We start from the raw sequence: 22,477 nt of genomic DNA, 5'->3' as shown, positions 1-22,477 counted from the left end.
ACAATTTACATAGAACCATCTTTCTTCAGTACAACACCAACGGTTTTCAAAAGGATCTTAATATCCAACCCAATATCCCAGTTTTCAATATATTCCTTATCCAATCTCACAACTTCTTCGAAGTCTGTAATGTCACTTCGTCCACTAACTTGCCACATTCCTGTGATTCCTGGTTTTATCGCAAGTCTCGCCTTATGCCTCGGCTCATACAGATTTGTTTCAGAAATAAGTGGTGGTCTGGTCCCTACAATGGACATGTCACCTTTGAGCACATTAAAAAACTGCGGAAACTCATCCAAACTGGTTCTTCTGATAAAATCTCCAATTCCAGTCTTACGTGTTCCATCAGGTAGAACCTTATTTCCAATAACTCTCGGATCAAAATCCATCTTAAACATCTTTCCATCGCCAAGCTTATTCTCTTTCATCAGCTCTGCTTTTCGTTCTTCCGCATCCATGTACATACTGCGGAATTTATACATCTTAAACTTCTTTCCGTTCTTTCCCACACGCTCCTGAGAAAAAAAGATCGGTCCCGGAGACGCAATATAAATAGCCGGCGCTACAAAAATAAACAAGATGGCGGTAAAGATGCATCCTACCAGTCCTCCTACTATATCCATCAATCTTTTCAAACAAAGCTGACGGGCTGACGCATAATTAATGCTTGTAGTCAGTACTGTATAATTGCCGATTTTTTCCACAAACTGCCGCTTCCCTGATTCACTGTTAATCTTTGCCAGTTTCAGGTGCACAGTCACACCAGTTTCTGAAAACTGTTCCAACAGTTTGTCCGGGTAAGGGATTTCTTCTGGTGTAACCACCAATACCTCATCGATCCATTCCCGGCATACGTATTCCGCAGCGTTTTCTGCATTAGCTACAACCTGAATTCCCGCAATCTTCTGACCAGTCAGATCACGGTCAAGCAGAACTACTCCGGAGATCACATATCTGGAGTAGTTCTGCTCCTGAACATTATGGATTACTTTTGAAGCCATCTTCTCAGTGGTTACAATAAGCAGAGAATGGTTTCCGACTTCCTTTCTCCTGCTCTGTAAAAATCTTTTCCACAGGATTCTGGTAATGTAAGCCAACAAAGTATACAGCACGAATGTCAAAATCATAGCCAGTCTGGAATACATCTGCCCCTGCTGTATGAGGAACAGATAAAGGACAGACACAGCTCCCATGACGATACTCTGATAGGCAGTGATCAGAAACTCCCTGTAATACCCTCTCTTCAGCACATTTCTCAGAGTACCAAGCAGAAAAAGAACTGCAAGGTCTGCCACTTCTATATAAATTGACATATTCCGATAAATCATGGTCTGATAGGGATTAAACCCATACCCGCTTAATCCATAAGCCAACACAAAAGCCAACTGCAGACAAATCATATCCAACAGGATAAAATCCCAATGCTTCAGCCATCCATCCGTATCTTTTCTATACACGTTATCATATTCTCCTTCTTGTTACGTTTTCTCCCTCTTTATGATTGTGTCTGACACAGTCATTTAACTTTTGGAAATAATTTCCAGACCTACATAGAGTGTCTGTGTACCCTCTCCAGCCGGCACTTCCAGCCTGGCCAGTCTCTTGTGTCGGTCAATTTTCCTGATCAGGGATTCCTTGCCCTGCAGGGGTCCCTGGGTAACATGGGTTCTTCCCTCACGGATATGCCCTTTTGACAGTGACATATGCTTCTCTGCTCCAAAGAGCTGTGTGAACAGTCCTTTCTGTTCCGAAGATAAGCGGATCATACGGCTGTCAGGACATTTATCATGAAGTTCCTGTTCCAGTGCATCCGGATCCTGGCTTTCCAGAAAGATAATATCCGGAAATGCAATCCCCTGTTCCACATGCCACTGCCCCTGGTACCGTTTCATCCGGTCATAGGTAGGCACGAAGGCGTCCTCCAATGCACGGGCAGAGAGGCTTTGTCTGCAGATTCTGGCAAATTCTGTGGGGTTTTGTTCTCCACAGTCGCATAAGTACCAGATGACGATCACTCCTTTTTCGCAGATTTCGACAGGATTCGTAGAGTATTTTACTCTACGAATCTGGTTTCAGACTTTTCTAGTCCCTTTCAACTCTCTTTATTTTATATACAGTAGCACAATTTGTCAACATTTCTGTGACGAATCTGTGAAATTCTTCTGTTTATGACAAATTTTTTTAACAAACAGAGGGAGTTTTTATATGGTTTTTAATCTATCCCTGCAAAAATCATGACCAAAGTGGGCTGACTTGGGTGCTATTTGCCGTTGCAATTATGGTCAGACAGCTGTCGGGCAACTATATTTAGACTTGTCGGACAGTTATGTTCCTATATTTTATCGAAAGGAGTTACATCATGTCAAGAAAAGGAGAAAATATCTACAAACGTAAAGATGGCCGCTGGGAGGGCCGTTATATCAAAGCCAGGACTCCCCAGGGAAAAGCCGTCTACGGTTCTGTGTATGCTTCCACCTATAATGAGGTGCGCAAGAAAAGAAGCCAGGCAGTGGCAGACCTTGTTACAGATCCTTCGGTGCCGGATATAGTTCCTCTGCAGCCCCAGTCCTTTGCCAAGGTTTCCGGAGATTGGCTGGTATCCATACAGCCAAAAATCAAAGAATCTTCCTATATGAAGTATACTAATCTGCTCAATTCCTACCTGCTGCCTGAATTATCCCAGATCCTTATCTCAGAACTTACCTCCAATAAAATCCAGAAATGCTGTGACCATCTGCTCACCCACGGCGGAGCTGCCAGAGAAGGGCTTTCTGCCAAAACCGTATCCGATATTCTGTCCCTGTTGAGAAATATTCTGCGCTTTGCCCAGGTGCAGGGTATGAGGCCGGCTGCCACAGGAAGGGAAATCGCAATCCGCCAGATCTCTCCGGATACGGTTGTACTGCCGCGGTCTTCCCAGGATATTCTGTGCAGATATCTTTATTCTCATATAAATGAGCGCAATCTGGGAATCCTAATCTGTCTTTTTACCGGACTGCGTATTGGTGAGATCTGTGCACTGCAGTGGGAGGATATTTCCCTGACAGAGGGCTTTATTTATGTCCATCAGACCATGCAGCGGCTTCAGACCAATGGTTCCGGCAATACCAAAACCACGGTAAAGATTTCTACTCCCAAAAGCAAATGTTCTATACGGACCATTCCTCTGCCGGAAAGCCTGGGGCAGCTGATCTCCAGGGAATTTCCGGACAGGCAGGGGTTTGTGCTGGCCTGCGGAGAGGAGAAATATGTGGAGCCCAGGGTCATGCAGAATTATTTTCGCTATGTGCAGGAGCAGTGTGGTCTGAAGCCCGTGAATTTCCATGCGCTGCGCCATACCTTTGCTACCTGTTGTGTGGAGGTTGGCTTTGATGTAAAAAGCTTAAGTGAGATTCTGGGACATGCCAATGTAAATATTACTATGAACCGTTATGTCCATCCTTCTATGGAGCTGAAGCACCAGAACATGCAGAAGCTCTCCGGCCTTTTTGCCGTCAATTAATTCTGGTCAAAAGCCGTCAAAAGCCCCCGGAATTCCCTGTTTATGGGAGTTCCGGGGGCCTTTTTTCGTAGAGTAAAATACTCCACGAATTTTCAGTACATTTTGGACTATATCCTAATAAAAGAAACAGCAGTTTACAGGCTACCTTGTCTGTTCACTACTGTTTCTTCTTTTGTGTATTCTTATTCAATTTTTCTTTGGTTTATTTCTATTTTTTCTTTACCATGCACCGTTTTCTGAAAAATGAGATTCCATAGCAGAGGATGTGGTCATAGTCTTCCTCATATTCTTTTGTATACATCCGGTCATTGATCTGGTTCAGGGCACGTTCACATTCTGCTTCCATTTTTTCCATTGTCTTTGCATATTTTGCTTCAAAGACCGCCACCCGGCTGTTAACCGGATCGTATACTACAATATCACTTCTGCCCTCTCCATGCTCTTTGTTGGAGTCTACCATATATCCGGCTCCTGTAAAGATTCCCGCCAGGAATGCATGATAAAAATCCTCTCTGTAATCATGGTAGCTGATGGTCCTGCGAAGGAGGGCTGTCATTTCCTTTGTGACAGCTTCACTGTCTCCCTTCCAAACTGCAGCAAATAGATGGTTTCTGTTCCAGGTTTTTGCGCTGTCATCAAACCACCGGATCACTGTTGTCTCAAATATTTCCCTTATCTCTGCATTGGGGATTTGCAATGCTGCAGATCCTGCCGGCAATTCCCGGTTTAGAGTTTCCGGCCGCACCTGTGTCAGGTACCCTGTCAGATACAAAACGCTCCATAGATTATCCTCTGAAGAATGAAGATAGTCATAGGTCAGGTTCTTATCAATCTGCTGGATGATATATCCTCCTTCCATGAGAATTTCCAGCTTTCTGGTAATACTGCCTCCGGCATAGTCAATAAAGGATCGGATAATGGCATTATCACTGGTGTTTTTCCAGTATCCTGCTGGTTTTGCCTGAGGATTATGCTGTAGTTCCAGCACATAATTCATCACATCCCAGGGACAGTATACATCCCAGTCTCCAAAATGATACCCATCGTACCACTGTTTTATAAGTTCTCTCTTATCTGTGATCTCTCCGTCTGCCAGGATCTGATCTACTTCTCTCTGTACAAATCCAAAATATTCATTAAGCCTGGAATCTGCTATAGTATCTGAAACAAAGTTATTGGTGCCTGTAAAAATGCTCTCCTTTGCAATTTTCATACACCCGGTCACCACTGCAAAGCCAAGTGCCCGGTTGTCCTTAAGAGCCTGCATCAGTCCCTTCATCACATCCAACATTTCTTCGTAGTAACCATTGTTATTGGCTTTTGCCACAGGCACATCATACTCATCCAACAGCAGGAGCACCTTTTTTCCATAATAGGTCTGCATCATGTCTGTAAGCAATATGAGGCTGTTCTTGATCTCTCCTGCTGTAGCTTTCTGGCTGGCGATCTGCACAAAAGCTGTTTTCTGAAATTCTGAAATTTCCTGGCTTTCCAGCAGATAACGGTGCCTGTTAAACAGATTGGAAATCACCATTGTCAGCATGTCGTAAGCACTGGAAAAATCCAACCCGTCTACCTGCCGAAAGGACAGAGATACTGTAGGGCACTGATTCATCCACTGGCTGCACAATTCCTCACTGGATGAAATTTCCAGTCCTGCAAACAGCTCCCGGCTGTTCTTTTTGATATCGAAAAAGTTTTCCAGCATGCTCATTGCCAGTGTTTTGCCGAAACGTCGGGGACGGGTGATCAGTGTTACCTCTGCTGGTTTTGGATTCAGCAGTTCTTTTACCAGACCGGTTTTATCTATATAGTAGAATCCTTCTCTGCGGATTTTCTCAAAATCGGAAATTCCCACAGGGATGTTCAGGTTCTTCATTCAGACTGCTCCTCTCAAATACATTCATTTCCTGTTGTTTTCATCATACCATGAATCTGCTGTCCACACAAGAATAAGCCTGCCGCTGTTCACAGTCAGCCTTTCACCCGGAAGTCTCCCTTACCGTTCTGTTTCACTTCATACAGTGCTGCGTCTGCACTTCGGCACAGGGATACAAAGTCTTCGCCCTGGTCCGGGTAGGCAGCGCCGCCGGCGCTGACGGAAAGCTCTGCCACTTCTCCTGTGGACAGGGTCAGCGGGGTAAGCCAGCTCTGGAATTCCTGCATATAGGCATAGGTTTCCTCTTGGGTGGCACCTTTCAGACAGACTACAAATTCATCGCCTCCGTAGCGGCCCAGGATGCTGTCTTCCGGGAAGCACTTTTTCATAGTGCGGGCACAGTGCTTCAGGCACAGATCTCCGTTGCTGTGGCCGTAGGTGTCATTGTAGGTTTTGAAGTTGTCGATATCTATAAATATGAAATAACCGGTTGCCTTTTTCTTCAGCTCCTCTTCCACTGCATTCTGAAGAGCACGGCGGTTCAGAAGCTCTGTAAGGGGGTCTATGGCAGACAGACCCATGTAAACCTTTTTGTCCTTTTTCTCCAGCAGCAGGATGGACAGCATGTAGATCAGGGTAATGGCTACCAGAATGCAGCCAAAGGTTCCTCCCAGCCAGGAGAACTGCTGGGTAATGTCGGAGATGTCTTTGTTTGCCAGCTCTACAATTACGTACCAGCCCGGCATGCTGGTAATGCTCCTGTAGGAGATGGTGGATTCCACACCCCGGATGGTGGCAGAGAACCTGCCGTCTTTTTTGCCGGAGCGCATGTCTCTGACCCACTGGCTGTAGGAATATCCGTCATTATACTGAAAATATCTCTGCTGGAGCAGCAGGTTGTTCCAGCTTCCCTCAAAGTTCTCAGCGCTGGAATTGCTGATACAGGTGACGAAATTCTCAGAGTCTGCCTTCAGCAGGTGGACACTGATCTTATCCCGCAAAAGATCGTATACACCAAACTGTCTCAGATTCTCGATTCTCACAGACACATAAATGGTGTGCAGCCAGGAAGAATCCGGCACAGGGACGAAGATGGTGACGATCATGCTTCCTGTCTCGCTGGACTGGTAGGGATCGGAGTAAAAAAACTCCTCTGCCTCCAGAGCCTGTTTATCCAGCCCCTCCTGGCGGATATCTGCGGCTGCATATTTACTTCCGTAGATTTCCCCCTTCTCTCCGATCAGACCAATGCCACAGAATACCCTGCTGTCCAGGTTTTTCTCCATGCGGGCAAGAACCTGAGACGGTGTTTTGTCCTCCATAGCCTGGGCTACTTTTACATTGTCCTGGGCATAGTTCTGAAGATATTCCATGGAATCATTCATTTTCTCTGCATAAAGCCCGGTGATCAGTTCCAGGTGTCGGGTGTTGTAGTCCCGGGCCATCCGGCTCAGTTGAAAATAAGCCAGAAGGATGATGAGCAGACAGAGACACAGATATATGGCAAGATATAGCTTTCTTTTTTTGGTGTTCTTTCTTCTATCACTCATTCTGCTCGTTCTCCAAAAGATAATCTCTGTCCACCAGGAGCACTCCGGTATCTATATATTTCTGTTCCGGCTTTTCTCCCCGGATCTGCCAGTCCAGGGAAAGCATTCCCTTATATGCCATCTGCTCCTGTTTCTGCAGAAGGGTGATGCCATGATAATCCGGATCCCGAATCAGGCTGGCAGTTTCCTCTGCCAGGTCAAATCCTGCCATTACAATATCCTTTCTGGCTGCTCTCATCAGGACTGCTGCAATGCCCTTGGTGGAGGTGTTGTTACAGCCATACAACCCCTTGATATGTCTGTTGTTTCTGAGAAGCTCTGACACATCTGCCTGGGCATTCTCCATGTCTCCTCCATTCAGGCGGATGTCCTGGTTGATAGTCCATTTCTCAGGTGCATATTTTGCCCAGTATTCCAGGAAGCCTGAGACACGGTTGACCATGGCCTGGGATGAGTCAGAGGACAGAAGGATTCCCACCTCCAGGGAATCCTGGTCTGTGTTTCCCTGATCTGAAAGCATGGTCAGCATTTCTCTGGCTGCGATCTGGCCTGCTTCCATATTTCCGGTCATATAGCAGGTGTCGTAGGCGTCACTGTTAATAGAGGAATCGATGAGTACCAGGGAAATATTCTGGTTTTTGATCTTCTGGCAGCTTTCCACCAGGGCATTGGAATTGGCAGGTGCCAGAAGGATTCCGTCTGCACCCTGCCGTTGGGCCTTTTCTATAAGGGAAATCTGTCCGGACACATCTGTCTCATTGTCAATGCCGCCCAGATATACAGCCTCCTCTATCTGTTCTGCTGCCTCTGTAACTCCTTGGATCACCTTTTTCCAGTAGTCACCGTGGTAATTTTTCAGAATCACGTATATTTTCTCCTGGCTGCCCTGATTGGCAATGCAGGTGTAATCAACCACCGCGGATTCATCGGTATCTGCAGCTGCCTGGGTCCCAGTATCCCGTCCTGAATTGCCGGGCAGTGCGCAGCCGCCCACCATTACCATTAATGCAAGCAGTCCTGAGGTCACAGGCAGAAATGCCCTTTTGATTCTTTCATTGTGTATTTTTTGATTCTGTATTCTTTGGTTTTGTTTCCATTGTTTCTGGTCCATATAAGGTCTCCAACATACGATTGTACTGTTTTACATGCATTAGTATAAAGTATACGCGCAAAATTTCAGCCTTGCAAGTGTATATATTTTCTTTTGTGGGTATTATTTTTTTATGGATATTATTTAATTGAATCAATCAAGTCCCCTGCTTCAATTGCGAAAAGCAATAAGCAGGGGACTTGATTGATTCGGTTAAAAAACCTCCCGGAGGGAAAGCAGCGGTTGGGGCTGCTGTTTTCCCTTCGGAAGGTTTTTCTGATTCCATAATTGTCTACCTGAAGCTCTTCAGCCAGTTGACCAGGGAATCGTGCCAGATATTGTCTGCCACTGTTTTTCTCATCTGGTCGGTAACAGGACCATTGTTGGCCATTTTTCCCAGGATTGCTGCTTGAAGTTCCTCCACAGTCATTTCTTCCGGGGATTTATTGGAAACTGTTTTTACAGGTTCATTGAGAGCTTCCTGAGAATTTTCTGTATCATTCTTTTCTGAAGGTGTATTCTCAGGCTGTACTTCTACTGTCTCACAGGTACAGGCAGTTTCTACATCCTCCTGCGCGGTATCAGAATCAGGCGTTACCTCCGTTGTCTCAACAGCAGCCTGACAGCCAGGTTTTTCTTCCTCTGTCTGTACTTTCACCGGTTCATATTCAGCTGCTGCATTTACAGGTACCCAGATTTCTCCGAAATTGCCGCGGACTGTTACATTGATCCGTCCATCCTGGACTTTGACATGCTGTCCTGTAAGTGTGCCTATATATTCAGAAGTGTTTCCGGCAGGTACATTCATGGAGGCATCATTGTCATCATTATTTACAGTGACGATCACAGAGACACCATCCAGATTTCTGGCAAAGGCATACTGGCGGTTGGTAAGCTGAAGCTCTGTGTAGCTGCCATAGCTTAATGCCGGTGTCTGCTGTCTGATTTTTCCAAGGGCAGCGATCAGTGCAGTACAGGGATTCTTCTCTACTGCATCTGCATAATCTGCCAGGTTCAGTGCCGGACGCAGGCTGGCATCGGAAAACTGCTCCTTGCGGCCCTCAATGGCAAATTCTGAGCCATAATAAATGCTGGGGATCCCCGGCAGTGTATACAGAAGGATATGCACCGGAGCAAAGTGGGCTTTGTTTGTCAGCTTTGTGTGGATTCTCTCTACATCATGGTTGTCTACAAAATTGTAGAGATCCAGATTTCCCATATTCAGCAGATATTTCACTGTATGGGCAATCTCAAAATAGTTGTGGTCATTGTGTCCGCTGTACAAGGCCTTGTGCAGGGCATAGTTGGTCACGCTGTGCAGGGTTTCCCCATTGACCCAGCGGCTGTAATCCCCGTGGATCACCTCTCCCATAAGCCAGAAATCTGCTTTGACCTCAGAGGCTGTCCTGCGCAGTGCTTTCATAAAATCAAAGTCCAGTACATCTGCTGCATCCAGACGGATTCCGTCCACATCAAACTCAGATACCCAGAAACGGATTACATCACAGATATAGTTTTGTACCTCCGGATTTCTCTGGTTTAATTTTGCCAGAAGGTTGTACCCTCCCCAGTTCTCATAGGAAAATCCATCATTATATTCCGTATTTCCGCAGAAATTCACATTGCAGTACCAGTTCACATATCTGGAATTCTCCCTGTTCTGCTGTATATCTTTGAATGCAAAGAAATCACGTCCTGTATGATTGAACACACCGTCAAAGATCACCCGGATTCCCTTCTCATGACAGGCAGCCACAAAATTCTTCAGATCCTCATTAGTTCCCAGTCTGGAATCCAGCTTCTTGTAATCAGTAGTCTCATAGCCATGTCCCACACTCTCAAATAAAGGACCGATGTAGAGTGCCGTGCACCCGATTTCCTTAATATGGTCGATCCAGGGAAGTAAGGTATTCAGTCGATGGACAGGAGTGCCATAGTCGTTCTCCTTTGGCGCTCCGGTCAGTCCCAGTGGATAAATATGATAAAAGATTGCCTCGTTATACCAGCTCATATATTTTACACCTCTGTTTTTATATTTGCGATGATCCCGGACAGTTCAAGAATGCCTGTCAGACAGTAACGCATCTGTTATTTATAATAGCAGATTATCTGTCAAAATTCTACCCTAAAAAATTTCATATATCATGAAGCGTATTACTATATTTCAGGAATACACAAATTTCTCCGGTCGTGCTATAATGGTGGGGAAGGTTTACTTTGGAGGAAATGATTATGAGACATATAGATGAATTGCAGATTGCAGGCACAGCTGTTCTGCTGTGTGTGGCCATGTTTGGAGTTTCGGCAGTTGCGCCAAAGGACAGTAAGGTGTCCAAGGGTGTGACCACCTTTACAGAAGCTCCGGAAACAGCTGCCGAGGCGGAAGCACAGGCCCAGGCTGAGGCTGAAGAAAATGGCTTTCCTATTTATACTCAGGAGAGTAATTATGATGATTCCGGCAGCACTGACTGGGATTATGACAGCGGATCCTACGAGGAGGATCCGGGAAATAATAATGATAGCCAGGATAGTTCCGGAGATGGTTCTACAGATGGTTCTACAGATGGTTCCGGGGATGGTTCTGCAGACCAGGATTCTTCCAATAACGGAGATGGCTCTGATAGCAGTGACAGTTCTGATAGCAATGATAATTCTGATACTACCGATAATACCGGTGACGGGGATCAGATTGATTACCCGGATGAGTCCACGGATACCTCAGGGGATGACACCTCTGAAGATTTCTCCTACCAGGATACTGCCCCTTCTGATCCGGGTCAGGAATAAGTTTCTGGTACATGTCCGTCAGGGGATTCTAATACTAATCAGAATCCCTCCTGGCGGCGCACTTTCCACAGATTGGCCCGTTTTTTCGCTGCTTCAAATTCGATCTGCTGGGTAACTCCCTCAATGATCAGTCCCGGTACTTCTACCGGATGTTGTTTCTCATCTGTACCCACCATAGTGAAATATGCACGGTTGATCATGGTACGGGTTCCGCCCAGATCCTCTCTGTAGGTATCAATCCGCACTTCCATGGAGGATCGTCCTACATGTGTGAGACGCCCGATCAGTACGATGGTGTCATTTACCTGGGCTCCGGCTTTGAAATACATATTGTCTACCGCTACTGTCACTACGTTCATCTCTGCGTGGCGTTTGGCTACAATACCTGCAGTCTCATCGATCCAGGCCAGCAGCTGTCCGCCGAAAAGGTAACCTGCTGCATTGAGACATTTTGGCATAAGTAAGTGTGATTGTTCGGTCAACGAGTCCTCAACCCGTTTCATTTTACGTTCTGACATATTGATTCTTTGCACTCCTTTGTGTTATACAAATACATTTTAATATGTAATTACTTTATTTATATATCTGCCATTTGGCACATTAATTATATATACACTGACAGGTATTTTCAACTGGATTTCACGAAACCTGTAAATTATCTTTGCCGAATAACTGCTCCGCAGTTTATCAGAAGGAGCTTGCACTCCTCCTGATACAATCAAGTCCCCCCACTGTTTATTGCTTTTCGCAGTTGAAGCAGGGGACTTACTTGATTCGGTTGAAATTGTATTCAAAAAAATACAATCGTTCTATTGCCTTTCTCACTGCGTTACGGTAAAATGTTAGATTAAGAATATATACATATATGAGGAGAGATATTATGGAAAAGCATGAAATGATGAGTCTGGAGGATTCCAGGCAGCTTAGGGACAAGATGAGATTCTTTGAGCATGAGCTTTTAGGAAATCATCATATTGATCCTAATTTATATGTAGAATACGATGTAAAAAGAGGTCTCCGTGATTCTGCAGGTAAGGGTGTTCTTACCGGTCTGACTGAAATTTCTGATGTAAATGGTTATAAGCTGGTCAATGGACGCCGGATTCCTGCAGACGGACAGCTTTTTTACCAGGGCATCAATGTACAGGATATTATCAATGGTCTGAACGGCAGACGTTACGGCTTTGAAGAGGTTATTTATCTGCTGATCTTCGGCAAGCTTCCCAACAGGGATGAGCTGGCCAGATTTTTCGATGTTATGGGAAACATGGAAGAACTGGGCGGTCGTTTTGTCCGTGACGTGGTTATGAAGGGTACCAATGCCAATATTATGAATGCCATGCAGCGCTGTGTACTGGCCCTGTACACCTATGATGACAATCCGGAGGATATTTCTCCTGAAAATGTACTGCGTCAGTCTCTGGAGCTGATTGCCAAGCTTCCTGAGATTGCTGTTTATTCCTATCATGCATACCGTCATTTCCGTAAGGATGAGACTCTGTTTATCCGCAATCCACAGAGAGGTCTTTCCCTGGCTGAGAATATTCTGCTGATGCTGCGTCCGAATGGCCAGTATACAGAGCTGGAGGCTAAGGTTCTGGATATTGCACTGATTCTCCATGCTGAGCATGGCGGTGGTAATAACTCCACCTTTACTACTCATGTGGTAACCTCCTCAGGTACGGATACCTACTCTTCCACTGCTGCTTCCATTGGCTCCCTGAAGGGTCCCCGTCACGGTGGTGCCAACCTGAAGGTCCAGAATATGTTTGCTGACCTGAAGGCTCACGTACAGGACTGGGAGAATGAGGATGAGCTGGCTGATTATCTCCAGAAGATTCTGAATAAAGAAGCCTTTGACCGTGCAGGACTGATCTATGGTATGGGTCATGCAGTCTATACTCTCTCTGACCCCCGTGAAGTGATCCTGAAGCGTTTTGCCAAGGCTTTGGCTGAGGAAAAGGGCATGACTGAGGAGTTCGAGCTTTACAACAGAGTTGAGGGGCTGGCAGGCAAACTTATTATGGAACACAGAAAGATATTTAAAAATGTGTGTGCAAACGTAGACTTCTACAGTGGCTTTGTTTACAGTATGCTGGGAATCCCTCAGGAACTGTTTACACCAATTTTTGCCATTGCACGTATGCCTGGCTGGAGTGCCCACAGACTTGAGGAGCTTATAAGCGCCAACAAGATTATCCGTCCTGCTTATAAATATGTAGGAGAACATACGGACTTTATACCATTTGAGGAAAGATAAGTACTCTCTTCCAGACCTGGGAATTAGAGCGTGTTTGAAAAATCATTCACACACGCTCTAGAGAAAAAAGACTTATATTATATAAGAAAGCGGTCTGATTTTACTCATTATAAAAGAGATAAATGCAAACAATTATAAGCATAGATATGTTTATAATGTGTTTGCATTTATTGTTTTGTAAAGGTATAATTTAGAAAACTAATGTGCCGGATACTTTTGTCTATTTGATTTTATACAGGAGGGACACTATGAGCAAGGAACAGATTGCAGTTGCAGAATTAATTTTTAATATTATTCTGGGCAAGACAGGTAGCGGGCGTGTGGATTATTTTCCTCAGAAACAGGACTTTCCTTTTGATGCCCCTTATGAGCAGCCCTTTGAGCGGGCGACTCCGGAGAGCCAGGGAATTTCCTCTGAGTATCTTGCAGCCCTGATCCTGGAGCTGTATCATGCAAAGGGCACGGAAATGCATCACTTCATGGCTCTCCGCCACGGAAAGGTGATCTGCCAATGTAATTTTGCGCCTTACCCCAAAGGCATGTGGCACATCACCCATTCTATGTGCAAAAGCATCACCGGAATGGCTATAGGACTGCTGATTGAGGAGGGGAAGCTTCGCCTGGATGAAAATATTTATGATATTTTTCCTGATAAGGTCAATTCCCTGCTGAAAATTTTCCGGCCTGTGATCACAGTGGAAAATCTCGTGACCATGTCCAGTGGGATCACCTATAATGAATCCGGTATTGTATCCGGAAATGACTGGGTAACCAGCTATCTGAATTCTACAGTAAACGGAACTACCGGCCAGATTTTTCAGTACAACAGCATGAACACCTATATGCTGTCTGCCATTGTCACAAAGCGCACTGGGGAAACCTTGACCGAATATCTGAAGCCACGGCTTTTTCAGCCTCTGGGAATCACAAAGTATTTCTGGGAAACCTGTCCTGCCGGGATCACAAAGGGGGGCTGGGGGCTTTTCCTCTGTGCAGAGGATATGGCCAAGCTTGGACAGCTTTATCTCCAGAAGGGGAAATGGAAGGGAGAACAGATCATTCCGGAAAGCTGGGTGGAGGCTTCCACCCAAAAGCGTTGGGAAACTCCTGATGATACCTATGGTTATGGTTACCAGCTGTGGATGGAGCAGCGTCCCGGAAGTTTCGAATTCAACGGAATGCTGGGTCAGAATGTGGTAATCTATCCGGATATGGATATGGTCCTGGTGACGAATGCAGGAAATAATGAATTATTCCAGGACTGCATTATGCTAAATATTATCCGGAAATATTTTCCGCCGGAATATACTCCTGCTGATGCACTTCCTGAGAACCCGGCTGCTGCCCTGCTGCTGAAGCGGTTGTGCGGAGAACTGGAGCAGGGAATGGAGCTGACCCGCCCTATCCTGCGTGGGGGATGGAAAAAACGTCAGCTGCGCAGAAATAACAGCTGCTGTGAAAAATCCCACTCTCCTGCTTTCTTCGAGAAATTCAGGCAGGATCTCCACGGCCGGACCTATGAAATGCGTCAGCAGAGCATTGGCCTGTTCCCACTGTTTATGCAGATCTTCCATAATAATATGACAGAGGGCATCCGGAAGATTTCTTTCTCCTGTGAATCTGGAATTTTCTCTGTGTCCTTTCTGGAAGGGGAAGAAATTCATACTCTGCCTGTAGGCTTCCGCCAGGCTGCCCTGGGCACAGTTTCCATGCACGGAGAAAATTATCTTGTACGCACACTGGGAGAATTTACCAGAAACGAAAACCAGATCCCTGTACTGAAACTGGAGATCACCTTTGTAGAAGAATGCGCGAAACGGCTTTTGTCTGTATTTTTCCACAGTGAAAAGGAAATTGAGCTTCGGTGGAAAGAAACTCCAGGCAAAGGGATGATCCTGGAAGGCCTGAGCTCCATCACTGAAGAGCTGGCTGCCAAGCTGCCCAACAGCACCCTCCTGGGGGAAAACGCCAGAGACCTGGCAATCAGGCTCATGGAACAGACTATTGAGCCGGTTTGTTGGGGGGATTTGGAAATGGAGGTTGAAGGTGATTTGCTGGGAGATGATGTTATTGCCGAAAAATAATGGAGAATTTGCGAATCATATTGTGTGATATAGAAAATTTTTAAGAATAGAAAAATAAATGTATTCAAAAAACATCGCCTCTTTTCATATACATGAAATAGAGGCGATATTGATTTGGTCTACAATTGCTCATTCTGTATTTTTCTTTCATGAGCAGACTTTTTAAGAATGTAAATTTTTGCAATATTTATTAAATTATTAATGTGGACATTTTGCGTAATTTGTTGTTGAATAATACTTTGCATTAGCTAAATAACCACATCTTGTGCAACGTTGACATGTATATGTCTTTACTGTACACCCACCAGTGCTATTTTTCTTATGATTATTTAAATATCCATTAATCATATTATGCTTACATAAAGCCTTAGTTGAATTATTATTCATTATCGGAGTCTGTTCTCCTGTTTCTGATATAAAAACTGAATCAGATTTAGAAAAATCAACTTTAAAATAATCCTCACCTACAAGATTAAAATTAGAATTGTCAGAATCATCAGCAGTCATAATAATACTAACATCATGATCCGATGACTGCATTGGCTCATACGCCAACACCGTCCCTGCGCTTGCTGCAATAGTCAATGCAGATACCATTGCCATAATCCCTTTTCTCATCCATCCGTTTTTTCTTTTCTTCATCATGTAGTTGATCCTCCTCTTGATCATTTTTCCCTCACTGGAAAAGTTATTTTTCCATACAACCGGAAGTTTCTCCCGGACTGGGGTCGTAGTTACCAGCAGCATGGCATAGGTTTTTATTATATCCTTTGAATAGCCAAGCACTGCTGCATCATCACAGACAGCTTCTGCAGTGATCCGATAAAGGAACAGCAACAGATATGCCGCCGGATTCATCCAATGGATGCAAAGAACGATCAGGCATAAAAGCTTTACCAGATTGTCACGATTTTTCAGATGGGTATATTCGTGCTGATATACCATAGAAAAATTCTCAAGCTCTGTAAAGCTTTCAGGTATTATGATTTTCTGTCGGAAGAATCCCACTGTACAGGGACCGCAGCTTCCATCAGGCACAACATAGTAGATCAGCTCCATTTCCGGCTCATCTACATAGTAGAAAACGGATCGATTGATTTTTCTAACGATTTTACGATATTTTATAAATTGATACAGGGCAAAGAGGATCACAATGCCCGCCCACAGCAGAATGATAGCTGAAACCCATCTGGGGAACCACACATACTCATCCCCACGTCCAGGCAGAAAATCCATGGAATGGGACAGATAAAGCTGTGTCTCTTCACTGAAAGCAGGTTCCGGCAGAATATTCATTGGTAAGAGAAATCTCACCAGCTGTACCGGAATCAGGAAAAAGAACACTCCGGTCAGCAACAATTTCCTGCCCCAGAGGAAATTATAAGAATCCCTCTGGATCAGAAATAACAGAAAACAAAGCAATACAGGAATGCTTCCTGCAATTGACATACATACAATTAAATCCAAAACAGTTCACATCATTTCTCTTTAATGTATTTGATCAGGGAATCCTTCTCTTCCTCTGTAAGTTTCTGATCAGAGTTCAGGGCACTGATCAGCATAGACAAGTCCGTAGGCACAGCTTTGTGGGCGAAAGGATTCTTCTGTATATTTTCCCTTTTGGGGGATGTGGGGGAAAGGCTTTCCAGAGCTTCTCTTTCTACTTCGGCTTTCCTCTGCAGCTGCTCATAGAGCCAGCGGTTTCTCAGTCCCAGGAACAGCATAGCTGCCGGATATAATACTGAGACTGCTGCTGCACAGATCATATAACCTGTCAGCGCTTTTACATTATCTACAGGCGGTTCGCTGATAAAATTAATAAATAAGCATCCCGCAGAAAATATGGTAAATAAAACCCAGCAAAGGGTCTGTATTTTTTTCTTCATTTATATCTTTATATCTCCTGATTTATGAACTGAACTTAGTCTACCATAATTTGACATTTTTCACAACCGCATTTCCCAAATTTGTCCGTAAACTTGTCGACATTCTTCGAGACTTTTCGCAAGGGCAAGAAGGTCAAGCGGATATTCGCAATTGAAGCAGGGGGCTTCCTTGATTCGGTCAAAAGAAGCAGGGGTAACCCCTGCTTCCTGAACTCACTTATGCAAAAAGGAAAAAATCCCTTTCTTTTTTTCATATGGTTCTGATGTGATGCCTTTTACCTCATAGCCGGTTGCATTAATGGCAGCCTTTAATGCAGCTTCTTCAATAGTTTTATTAGACAAACTTTCTAAATAATGCACTTCTGCGGAGCTTATGTTAGCATTGGCTAACTCTTTAGTTGCGTTGAAGTTCTCAATATGTTAAAATATCTAAAGTTAATAGCATATCAGATGTGAGATACGCAGCAAGAATGCCGGTGGCATTCTTAAATACCGAGAGGAGAATTTTCTATGAAACAAAAAACAGCCTATCTGGGGCTTTTTTCCGCTGTTGCGATTATTTTGGGATATGTGGAATCACTGATCCCGGTTTTTGCAGGGATCCCGGGAATCAAGCTGGGGCTTGCCAATCTGGGAGTCCTGTTTATCATGAAAAAGTATTCCTTTAAAGAGGCTGCCCTGGTTTCCGTTGTCCGTATCCTGGTGATCGGATTTATGTTTGGAAATCTGTTCAGTATTCTGTACAGCCTGGCAGGGGCGGCACTTAGTATGACAGTTATGACACTTATGCTGAAAAAAACCTCCTTCAGTCTGATCGGAGTCAGCGTTGCAGGAGGTGTTTCTCATAATATTGGTCAGCTGATCATTGCCATGCTGATCGTAAATAATGCAAGTGTGTTTGTATATGCGCCTGCTCTGCTTGTAGCAGGGGTTGCAGCGGGAGTTGTGATCGGCGGACTTACTGCAGAACTCTGCAAGCGGGTGCTGGTTTCTTAGTCTTCTTCGATATGATCCCGTCCCTGGTTGATAATGGTGCGGACATGGTCGTCTGCAAGGGAATAGAAAATGGATTTCCCTTCTCTGCGGCTTTTTACCAGTTTGTTCTGCTTCAGGATACGGAGCTGATGGGAAATGGCTGACTGGGTCATGTTCAGTACCTTTGCAAGATCACATACGCAGACCTCTGCCTCGAATAAAACAAAGAGGATCCGGATTCTGGTAGAGTCTCCAAAAACCTTAAAAAGTTCTGCCAGATCATAAAGCTCTGTTTCCTCAGGCAGGGTCTCATTTACAATCTTCAACAGGTCTTCATGGACCTCGAAACCATCACATACTTCATCTTTACGTTCTTCCATTCTGTCACCTGTTTCCTTTCTAGTTGTTATAATTCTAACATTATTCATTCGCAATACTTACAGCTTTTTCACAAATAATGCACGGATTGCATTCAGTACTGCAATGATCATTACTCCTACATCTGCGAAGATGGCCATCCACATATTTGCAATACCAATGGCCCCCAGGATCAGGCAGAGAACCTTGATGCCGATAGCAAAGTAGATATTCTCATATACAATGCGGATACATTTACGGGCGATCTTAATTGCTTTGGAAATCTTCAGCGGGTCATCATCCATCAGCACAATATCTGCTGCCTCGATGGCTGCATCGGAACCAAGGGCACCCATGGCAATACCGATATCTGCCCTGGATAATACAGGGGCATCATTGATACCGTCACCTACAAATGCCAGTTTTTCTTTGGCTGTTTTCTTATCCAGAAGCTTTTCCACCTTTGTTACCTTATCAGCAGGAAGAAGTTCACTGTAGACTTCATCAATGCCAAGCTCTGCTGCAACCTGATCTGCAACCCGTTTGGAATCTCCTGTCAGCATAACAGTTCTGGAAATGCCGGCCTTCTTCAGTTCTGCAATGGCCTCTTTTGCATGAGGCTTGATAATATCAGAGATCAGGATATGTCCTGCATATCTGCCATCTACAGCCATGTGTACCACTGTTCCTACGTGATGGCATTCCTGATAGGCAATACCGAGCTTTTTCATCAGCTTTGCATTTCCCACAGCTACAGAAACACCGTCAACCTTTGCGATCACACCGTTTCCACTGATCTCTTCAATATCTGTAACACGGTTTCTGTCAACAGGTTTGCCATATGCTTTCTGCAGACTCTTGCTGATAGGATGGGAAGAAGAACACTCTGCAAGAGCTGCATACTCTAACAATTTCTCATCAGACATTTCATTATGGTGAATGCCGCTTACCTCGAATACACCCTGGGTCATGGTACCTGTTTTATCAAATACCACATATTTGGTCTGTGCCAGTGTTTCCAGATAGTTGGAGCCTTTGACAAGCACTCCCTGGTTGCTGGCACCACCGATTCCTGCAAAAAAGCTTAAAGGAATACTGATCACCAGCGCGCATGGACAGCTGATTACCAGGAAGGTAAGGGCTCTGTAGATCCAGTCACCCCACATGGCAGGTTTTCCCATGAGCAGCAATACGATTGGCGGGAGCAGGGCAAGGGCAAGGGCACCGTAGCATACAGCAGGAGTATAATATTTTGCAAATTTGGAAATAAAGTTCTCGGATTTTGATTTTCTGGAACTGGAATTCTCTACAAGCTCCAGGATTTTGGATACTGTGGACTCACCAAATTCCTTTGTTGTGCGGATTTTCAGTAAACCAGTCATGTTGATACAGCCGCTGATCACTGCATCTCCTACCTTTGCACTTCTTGGAAGACTTTCCCCTGTCAGTGCACTGGTGTTTAATGTGGAAGTACCTTCTGTGATCACACCGTCAATAGGTACTTTCTCTCCCGGCTGTACAATAATGATGGTTCCGATCGCTACCTCATCCGGATCCACCTGTTCCAGCTCGCCGTTATTTTCTACATTTGCATAGTCAGGACGGATATCCATCAGTTCACTGATATTTCTCCTGCTCCTTCCTACTGCATAGCTCTGGAAAAGCTCTCCGATCTGGTAGAAAAGCATAACTGCTGTGCCCTCTGTATAATCTCCCAGAAGAATGGCGCCTATAGTAGCCACTGCCATCAGGAAATTTTCGTCAAAAACCTGCTTATTTCTAATCCCTTTGAATGCTTTTTTCAGAATATCATATCCAATGATCAGATAAGGGATCATGAAAAGGCCAAATCGCAGATAGCCCTCAACCGGAAGCTGTGAAAAAACAACCACCAGAACAAGGGATATGATAATTCTTACCAGCATTTTCTTCTGCTTCTTATTCACCTCAATACCTCTCTTCTTATTACAATTTATGACTGCTCCGTATTATAATTATGAACCTGAACCCAATCGGGCAAAAAAACAGGGGCTGCCGGCAAAAAGTTTATCCACCGGCAGATATGACGGTAACTCATTCTTTATACAGCAGTCCCTGAAATACTTTTATTAAAGGAAGATCTCGCAGTCATCTTCTACTTTCTTGCAGTTCTTTAATACGTCTTTCATAACTGCTTTCGGATCCTGTCCGTCCTCAAATTCAACGATCATCTTCAGCATCATGAAGTTAACAGTTGCATCCTTCACACCTGCTGTATTCTTTGCAGCTTCCTCCATTTTATTGGCACAGTTGGCACAGTCTACATCAATCTTATAGGTCTTCTTCATAATGTTATCCTTTCCGGCTCATTTTAACATATGAGCACTTGTTCATTTGTTTGGTTTTATTATACCATTCTTTTCTGTGCTGTCAATAGTTTTCTGCAGTTTTCTTTACGGAAATAGAAATTTATGTTATAATCTAAAACAATAAACCGGAGGTAGTAAATATGGCAATACACGAATCAGGAGAGGATTATCTTGAGGCGATCCTTATGATCAAGAAAAGAAGCGGAAATGTCCGCTCTATTGATATTGCACGTGAGCTTTCTTTTTCCAAGCCAAGTGTCAGCGTTGCAATGAAGAATTTAAAAACCAGTAATTATATTACTGTTGACGAGAATGGTTTTATCAATCTTACAGAAGCCGGACAGGAAATTGCAGAGAAAATTTATGAAAGACATACTTTCCTGACCAACTGGCTTACATCTTTGGGAGTAGACCCTGAGGTTGCAGCTGAGGATGCATGTAAAATGGAGCATGCCATCAGCTCGGAAAGCTTTTCTGCTATCAAGAAATTTGTGGCAGATACCCATTGATTTTACTGGATTGTCAAATCTGGCACTTATACCCAAAGGAAAGAAGTCCTGAACGAGGCAGCAGGGATACATCCATCTGTAATCCTCTGCTTTTCAGTCAGGACTTCTTTTCTTTATAATGTTTCTTCTTTATATTATTCTTATCTATAGTGTTTCTTCCTTCGGAAGAAGATTTCTCATGCTTCGTAAACTGATAGTCAGGGTTGACATGTTATGAAGCAATGCGGAGGTTGTTGGCATGATCACACCTGTAACTCCAAGAGCGATCAGACCGCCGTTCACACCAATGATAGTTCTGTAATTATTGTGGATACGCTTCATCAAAGCTGTGCTCAGTCTCTTTAAAGTGACGATCTCATGGAGATTATCAGCAGAGATCGTAACATCAGCGATCTCACGGGCAATGGCAGCACCGTCACTGATGGCGATACCTACATTTGCCGAAGAAAGTGCCAGGGAATCATTGATTCCGTCACCGATCATAATCACCTTATGTCCCAGCGCCTTTTCCTTCTCCACAAAGGATGCCTTATCCTCAGGCAGAACCTCGGAATAGTATTCGTCTACTCCCACCCTTTTGGCGATGGCAGCAGCTGTACGCTCACTGTCTCCTGTCATAATAGAAGAAACCGGTACAAGAACCTCCTGACCCTCTGCATTTAAAAGCAATACCTTCTCTGCATTGATGGACATACTTCTTGCAAGATCATTGACTGATTTCTTGTGTGTCCACTCTTCAAGAATTTCACCGATGCCAAGCAAGAACATGGTGGAGCCTGCAGTATTGAAGTCACCTCGGATCATGGAAACACCGATGGCTGTGGCATCCAGTACCGGAACCTCCAGTTTTCCCTTCAGCAGAGTGCGGACACCATGGTAAAGGTATTTGATAGACTTTGCCGTAGTAAGTACCACACGTACCGGGTAGGGCAGGAACATTTTATTCAATGTTCGCAGCACTACGGAATTGATCAGCTTCTCCTTGTAGGTTTCATTTAATTCACGCCCTGAGTTTTCCAGATCTGTTTCAGATACCTGAGCTGTCCGTTATCAATGACAACCCCGGCAATGGCTGCAGTCACCGCCACAGGAATGCTTTCCGCTTTTTTTGTCACGGATAATTCCTCTGACGATCAGCACAACAACCAGAAGTAAAATGCCGCCTACAATTAAAGTTCCCATAACGATACCTCCATCTTAATCATCTCAATCTTTTAACTGTCAGAAGCCCGTGACCTCACAGGCTTCTG

The 22,477-nt window shown here is 44.5% G+C and carries 19 protein-coding genes and 1 pseudogene; 6 read left to right on the top strand and 14 right to left on the bottom strand.

Going from position 1 to position 22,477, the window contains the following annotated elements; translation table 11 throughout:
- Positions 1 to 5 precede the first annotated feature (5 nt).
- Complete coding sequence (locus ACTNC6_RS11745; protein WP_441044179.1) at positions 6 to 1,457, bottom strand: sugar transferase; 1,452 nt, start codon at positions 1,455 to 1,457, stop codon at positions 6 to 8.
- Positions 1,458 to 1,520: 63 nt separating this feature from the next.
- Positions 1,521 to 1,910, bottom strand: a complete 390-nt coding sequence (locus ACTNC6_RS11740) for a hypothetical protein (RefSeq protein ID WP_441044178.1) — start codon at positions 1,908 to 1,910, stop codon at positions 1,521 to 1,523.
- 449 nt (positions 1,911 to 2,359) lie between these two features.
- Between ACTNC6_RS11740 and ACTNC6_RS11735 the strand changes: the two genes are divergently transcribed.
- Positions 2,360 to 3,502 carry a tyrosine-type recombinase/integrase gene (locus ACTNC6_RS11735; RefSeq protein ID WP_441044177.1) on the top strand — a complete coding sequence of 381 codons (1,143 nt, stop codon included), beginning with the start codon at positions 2,360 to 2,362 and terminating at the stop codon, positions 3,500 to 3,502.
- 208 nt (positions 3,503 to 3,710) lie between these two features.
- Here the strand turns inward: ACTNC6_RS11735 and ACTNC6_RS11730 are convergent, their stop codons facing one another.
- The 4 genes from ACTNC6_RS11730 to ACTNC6_RS11715 form a co-directional block, all read right to left on the bottom strand.
- A complete protein-coding gene (locus ACTNC6_RS11730) occupies positions 3,711 to 5,381 on the bottom strand; it encodes an AAA family ATPase (protein WP_441036739.1) in 1,671 nt (556 codons plus the stop codon).
- 95 nt (positions 5,382 to 5,476) lie between these two features.
- Positions 5,477 to 6,931 carry a sensor domain-containing diguanylate cyclase gene (locus ACTNC6_RS11725; RefSeq protein ID WP_441044176.1) on the bottom strand — a complete coding sequence of 485 codons (1,455 nt, stop codon included), beginning with the start codon at positions 6,929 to 6,931 and terminating at the stop codon, positions 5,477 to 5,479.
- Positions 6,924 to 8,042 carry a substrate-binding domain-containing protein gene (locus tag ACTNC6_RS11720; RefSeq protein WP_441044175.1) on the bottom strand — a complete coding sequence of 373 codons (1,119 nt, stop codon included), beginning with the start codon at positions 8,040 to 8,042 and terminating at the stop codon, positions 6,924 to 6,926. The genes ACTNC6_RS11725 and ACTNC6_RS11720 overlap by 8 nt, the downstream gene beginning before the upstream one ends.
- 271 nt (positions 8,043 to 8,313) lie before the next feature.
- Positions 8,314 to 10,032, bottom strand: coding sequence for an alpha-amylase family glycosyl hydrolase (locus ACTNC6_RS11715; protein ID WP_441044174.1), 1,719 nt, complete (start codon positions 10,030 to 10,032; stop codon positions 8,314 to 8,316).
- A 221-nt stretch (positions 10,033 to 10,253) separates the two neighbouring features.
- Here ACTNC6_RS11715 and ACTNC6_RS11710 point away from each other — a divergent pair, with 221 nt between their 5' ends.
- Complete coding sequence (locus ACTNC6_RS11710) at positions 10,254 to 10,808, top strand: hypothetical protein (RefSeq protein ID WP_441044173.1); 555 nt, start codon at positions 10,254 to 10,256, stop codon at positions 10,806 to 10,808.
- 38 nt (positions 10,809 to 10,846) lie between these two features.
- On the opposite strand, the gene ACTNC6_RS11705 is transcribed toward ACTNC6_RS11710, so the two are convergent.
- Entirely contained in the window at positions 10,847 to 11,326 is a 480-nt protein-coding gene (locus ACTNC6_RS11705; protein WP_173742500.1) for an acyl-CoA thioesterase, read from the bottom strand.
- A 362-nt stretch (positions 11,327 to 11,688) separates the two neighbouring features.
- Here ACTNC6_RS11705 and ACTNC6_RS11700 point away from each other — a divergent pair, with 362 nt between their 5' ends.
- Together ACTNC6_RS11700 and ACTNC6_RS11695 are read left to right on the top strand one after the other, a co-directional pair.
- A complete protein-coding gene (locus tag ACTNC6_RS11700; RefSeq protein ID WP_441036734.1) occupies positions 11,689 to 13,068 on the top strand; it encodes a citrate/2-methylcitrate synthase in 1,380 nt (459 codons plus the stop codon).
- Between the two features lie 248 nt (positions 13,069 to 13,316).
- On the top strand, positions 13,317 to 15,152 hold the full coding sequence (locus ACTNC6_RS11695; RefSeq protein WP_441044172.1) for a serine hydrolase domain-containing protein: 1,836 nt from the start codon (positions 13,317 to 13,319) through the stop codon (positions 15,150 to 15,152).
- A gap of 198 nt (positions 15,153 to 15,350) precedes the next feature.
- Here ACTNC6_RS11695 and ACTNC6_RS11690 read toward each other — a convergent pair whose 3' ends face one another.
- A complete protein-coding gene (locus ACTNC6_RS11690) occupies positions 15,351 to 16,619 on the bottom strand; it encodes a M56 family metallopeptidase (RefSeq protein WP_441044171.1) in 1,269 nt (422 codons plus the stop codon).
- 11 nt (positions 16,620 to 16,630) lie between these two features.
- Complete coding sequence (locus ACTNC6_RS11685; protein WP_441044170.1) at positions 16,631 to 17,038, bottom strand: hypothetical protein; 408 nt, start codon at positions 17,036 to 17,038, stop codon at positions 16,631 to 16,633.
- Between the two features lie 510 nt (positions 17,039 to 17,548).
- Here ACTNC6_RS11685 and ACTNC6_RS11680 point away from each other — a divergent pair.
- Positions 17,549 to 18,034, top strand: a complete 486-nt coding sequence (locus ACTNC6_RS11680; RefSeq protein ID WP_441044169.1) for a Gx transporter family protein — start codon at positions 17,549 to 17,551, stop codon at positions 18,032 to 18,034.
- On the opposite strand, the gene ACTNC6_RS11675 is transcribed toward ACTNC6_RS11680, so the two are convergent.
- From ACTNC6_RS11675 to ACTNC6_RS11665, 3 genes are all read right to left on the bottom strand, one after another.
- Positions 18,031 to 18,393: an ArsR/SmtB family transcription factor gene (locus tag ACTNC6_RS11675; protein ID WP_019161538.1), complete on the bottom strand. Its 363-nt coding sequence runs from the start codon at positions 18,391 to 18,393 to the stop codon at positions 18,031 to 18,033. The genes ACTNC6_RS11680 and ACTNC6_RS11675 overlap by 4 nt on opposite strands.
- Positions 18,394 to 18,450: 57 nt before the next feature.
- Positions 18,451 to 20,316, bottom strand: a complete 1,866-nt coding sequence (locus tag ACTNC6_RS11670) for a heavy metal translocating P-type ATPase (protein ID WP_441044168.1) — start codon at positions 20,314 to 20,316, stop codon at positions 18,451 to 18,453.
- A gap of 162 nt (positions 20,317 to 20,478) precedes the next feature.
- Positions 20,479 to 20,697: a cation transporter gene (locus tag ACTNC6_RS11665; RefSeq protein WP_019161536.1), complete on the bottom strand. Its 219-nt coding sequence runs from the start codon at positions 20,695 to 20,697 to the stop codon at positions 20,479 to 20,481.
- Positions 20,698 to 20,858: 161 nt separating this feature from the next.
- On the opposite strand from ACTNC6_RS11665, the gene ACTNC6_RS11660 reads away from it, so the two are divergent.
- Positions 20,859 to 21,227 carry a metal-dependent transcriptional regulator gene (locus ACTNC6_RS11660; protein WP_441036020.1) on the top strand — a complete coding sequence of 123 codons (369 nt, stop codon included), beginning with the start codon at positions 20,859 to 20,861 and terminating at the stop codon, positions 21,225 to 21,227.
- A 144-nt stretch (positions 21,228 to 21,371) separates the two neighbouring features.
- Here ACTNC6_RS11660 and ACTNC6_RS11655 read toward each other — a convergent pair.
- Together ACTNC6_RS11655 and ACTNC6_RS11650 are read right to left on the bottom strand one after the other, a co-directional pair.
- Positions 21,372 to 21,848: pseudogene (locus ACTNC6_RS11655) on the bottom strand (HAD-IC family P-type ATPase); the annotation flags it as partial.
- 429 nt (positions 21,849 to 22,277) lie between these two features.
- Positions 22,278 to 22,409, bottom strand: a complete 132-nt coding sequence (locus ACTNC6_RS11650; protein ID WP_173742516.1) for a FeoB-associated Cys-rich membrane protein — start codon at positions 22,407 to 22,409, stop codon at positions 22,278 to 22,280.
- Between the last annotated feature and the right edge of the window lie 68 nt (positions 22,410 to 22,477).

It is taken from the genome of Blautia sp. HCP3S3_C4 (assembly GCF_052064095.1).
In the GTDB taxonomy this organism is placed as follows: Bacteria; Bacillota; Clostridia; order Lachnospirales; family Lachnospiraceae; genus Blautia_A.
Note: the sequence above shows the minus strand (reverse complement) of the source record. Positions and strands in the feature narration are given on the sequence as shown.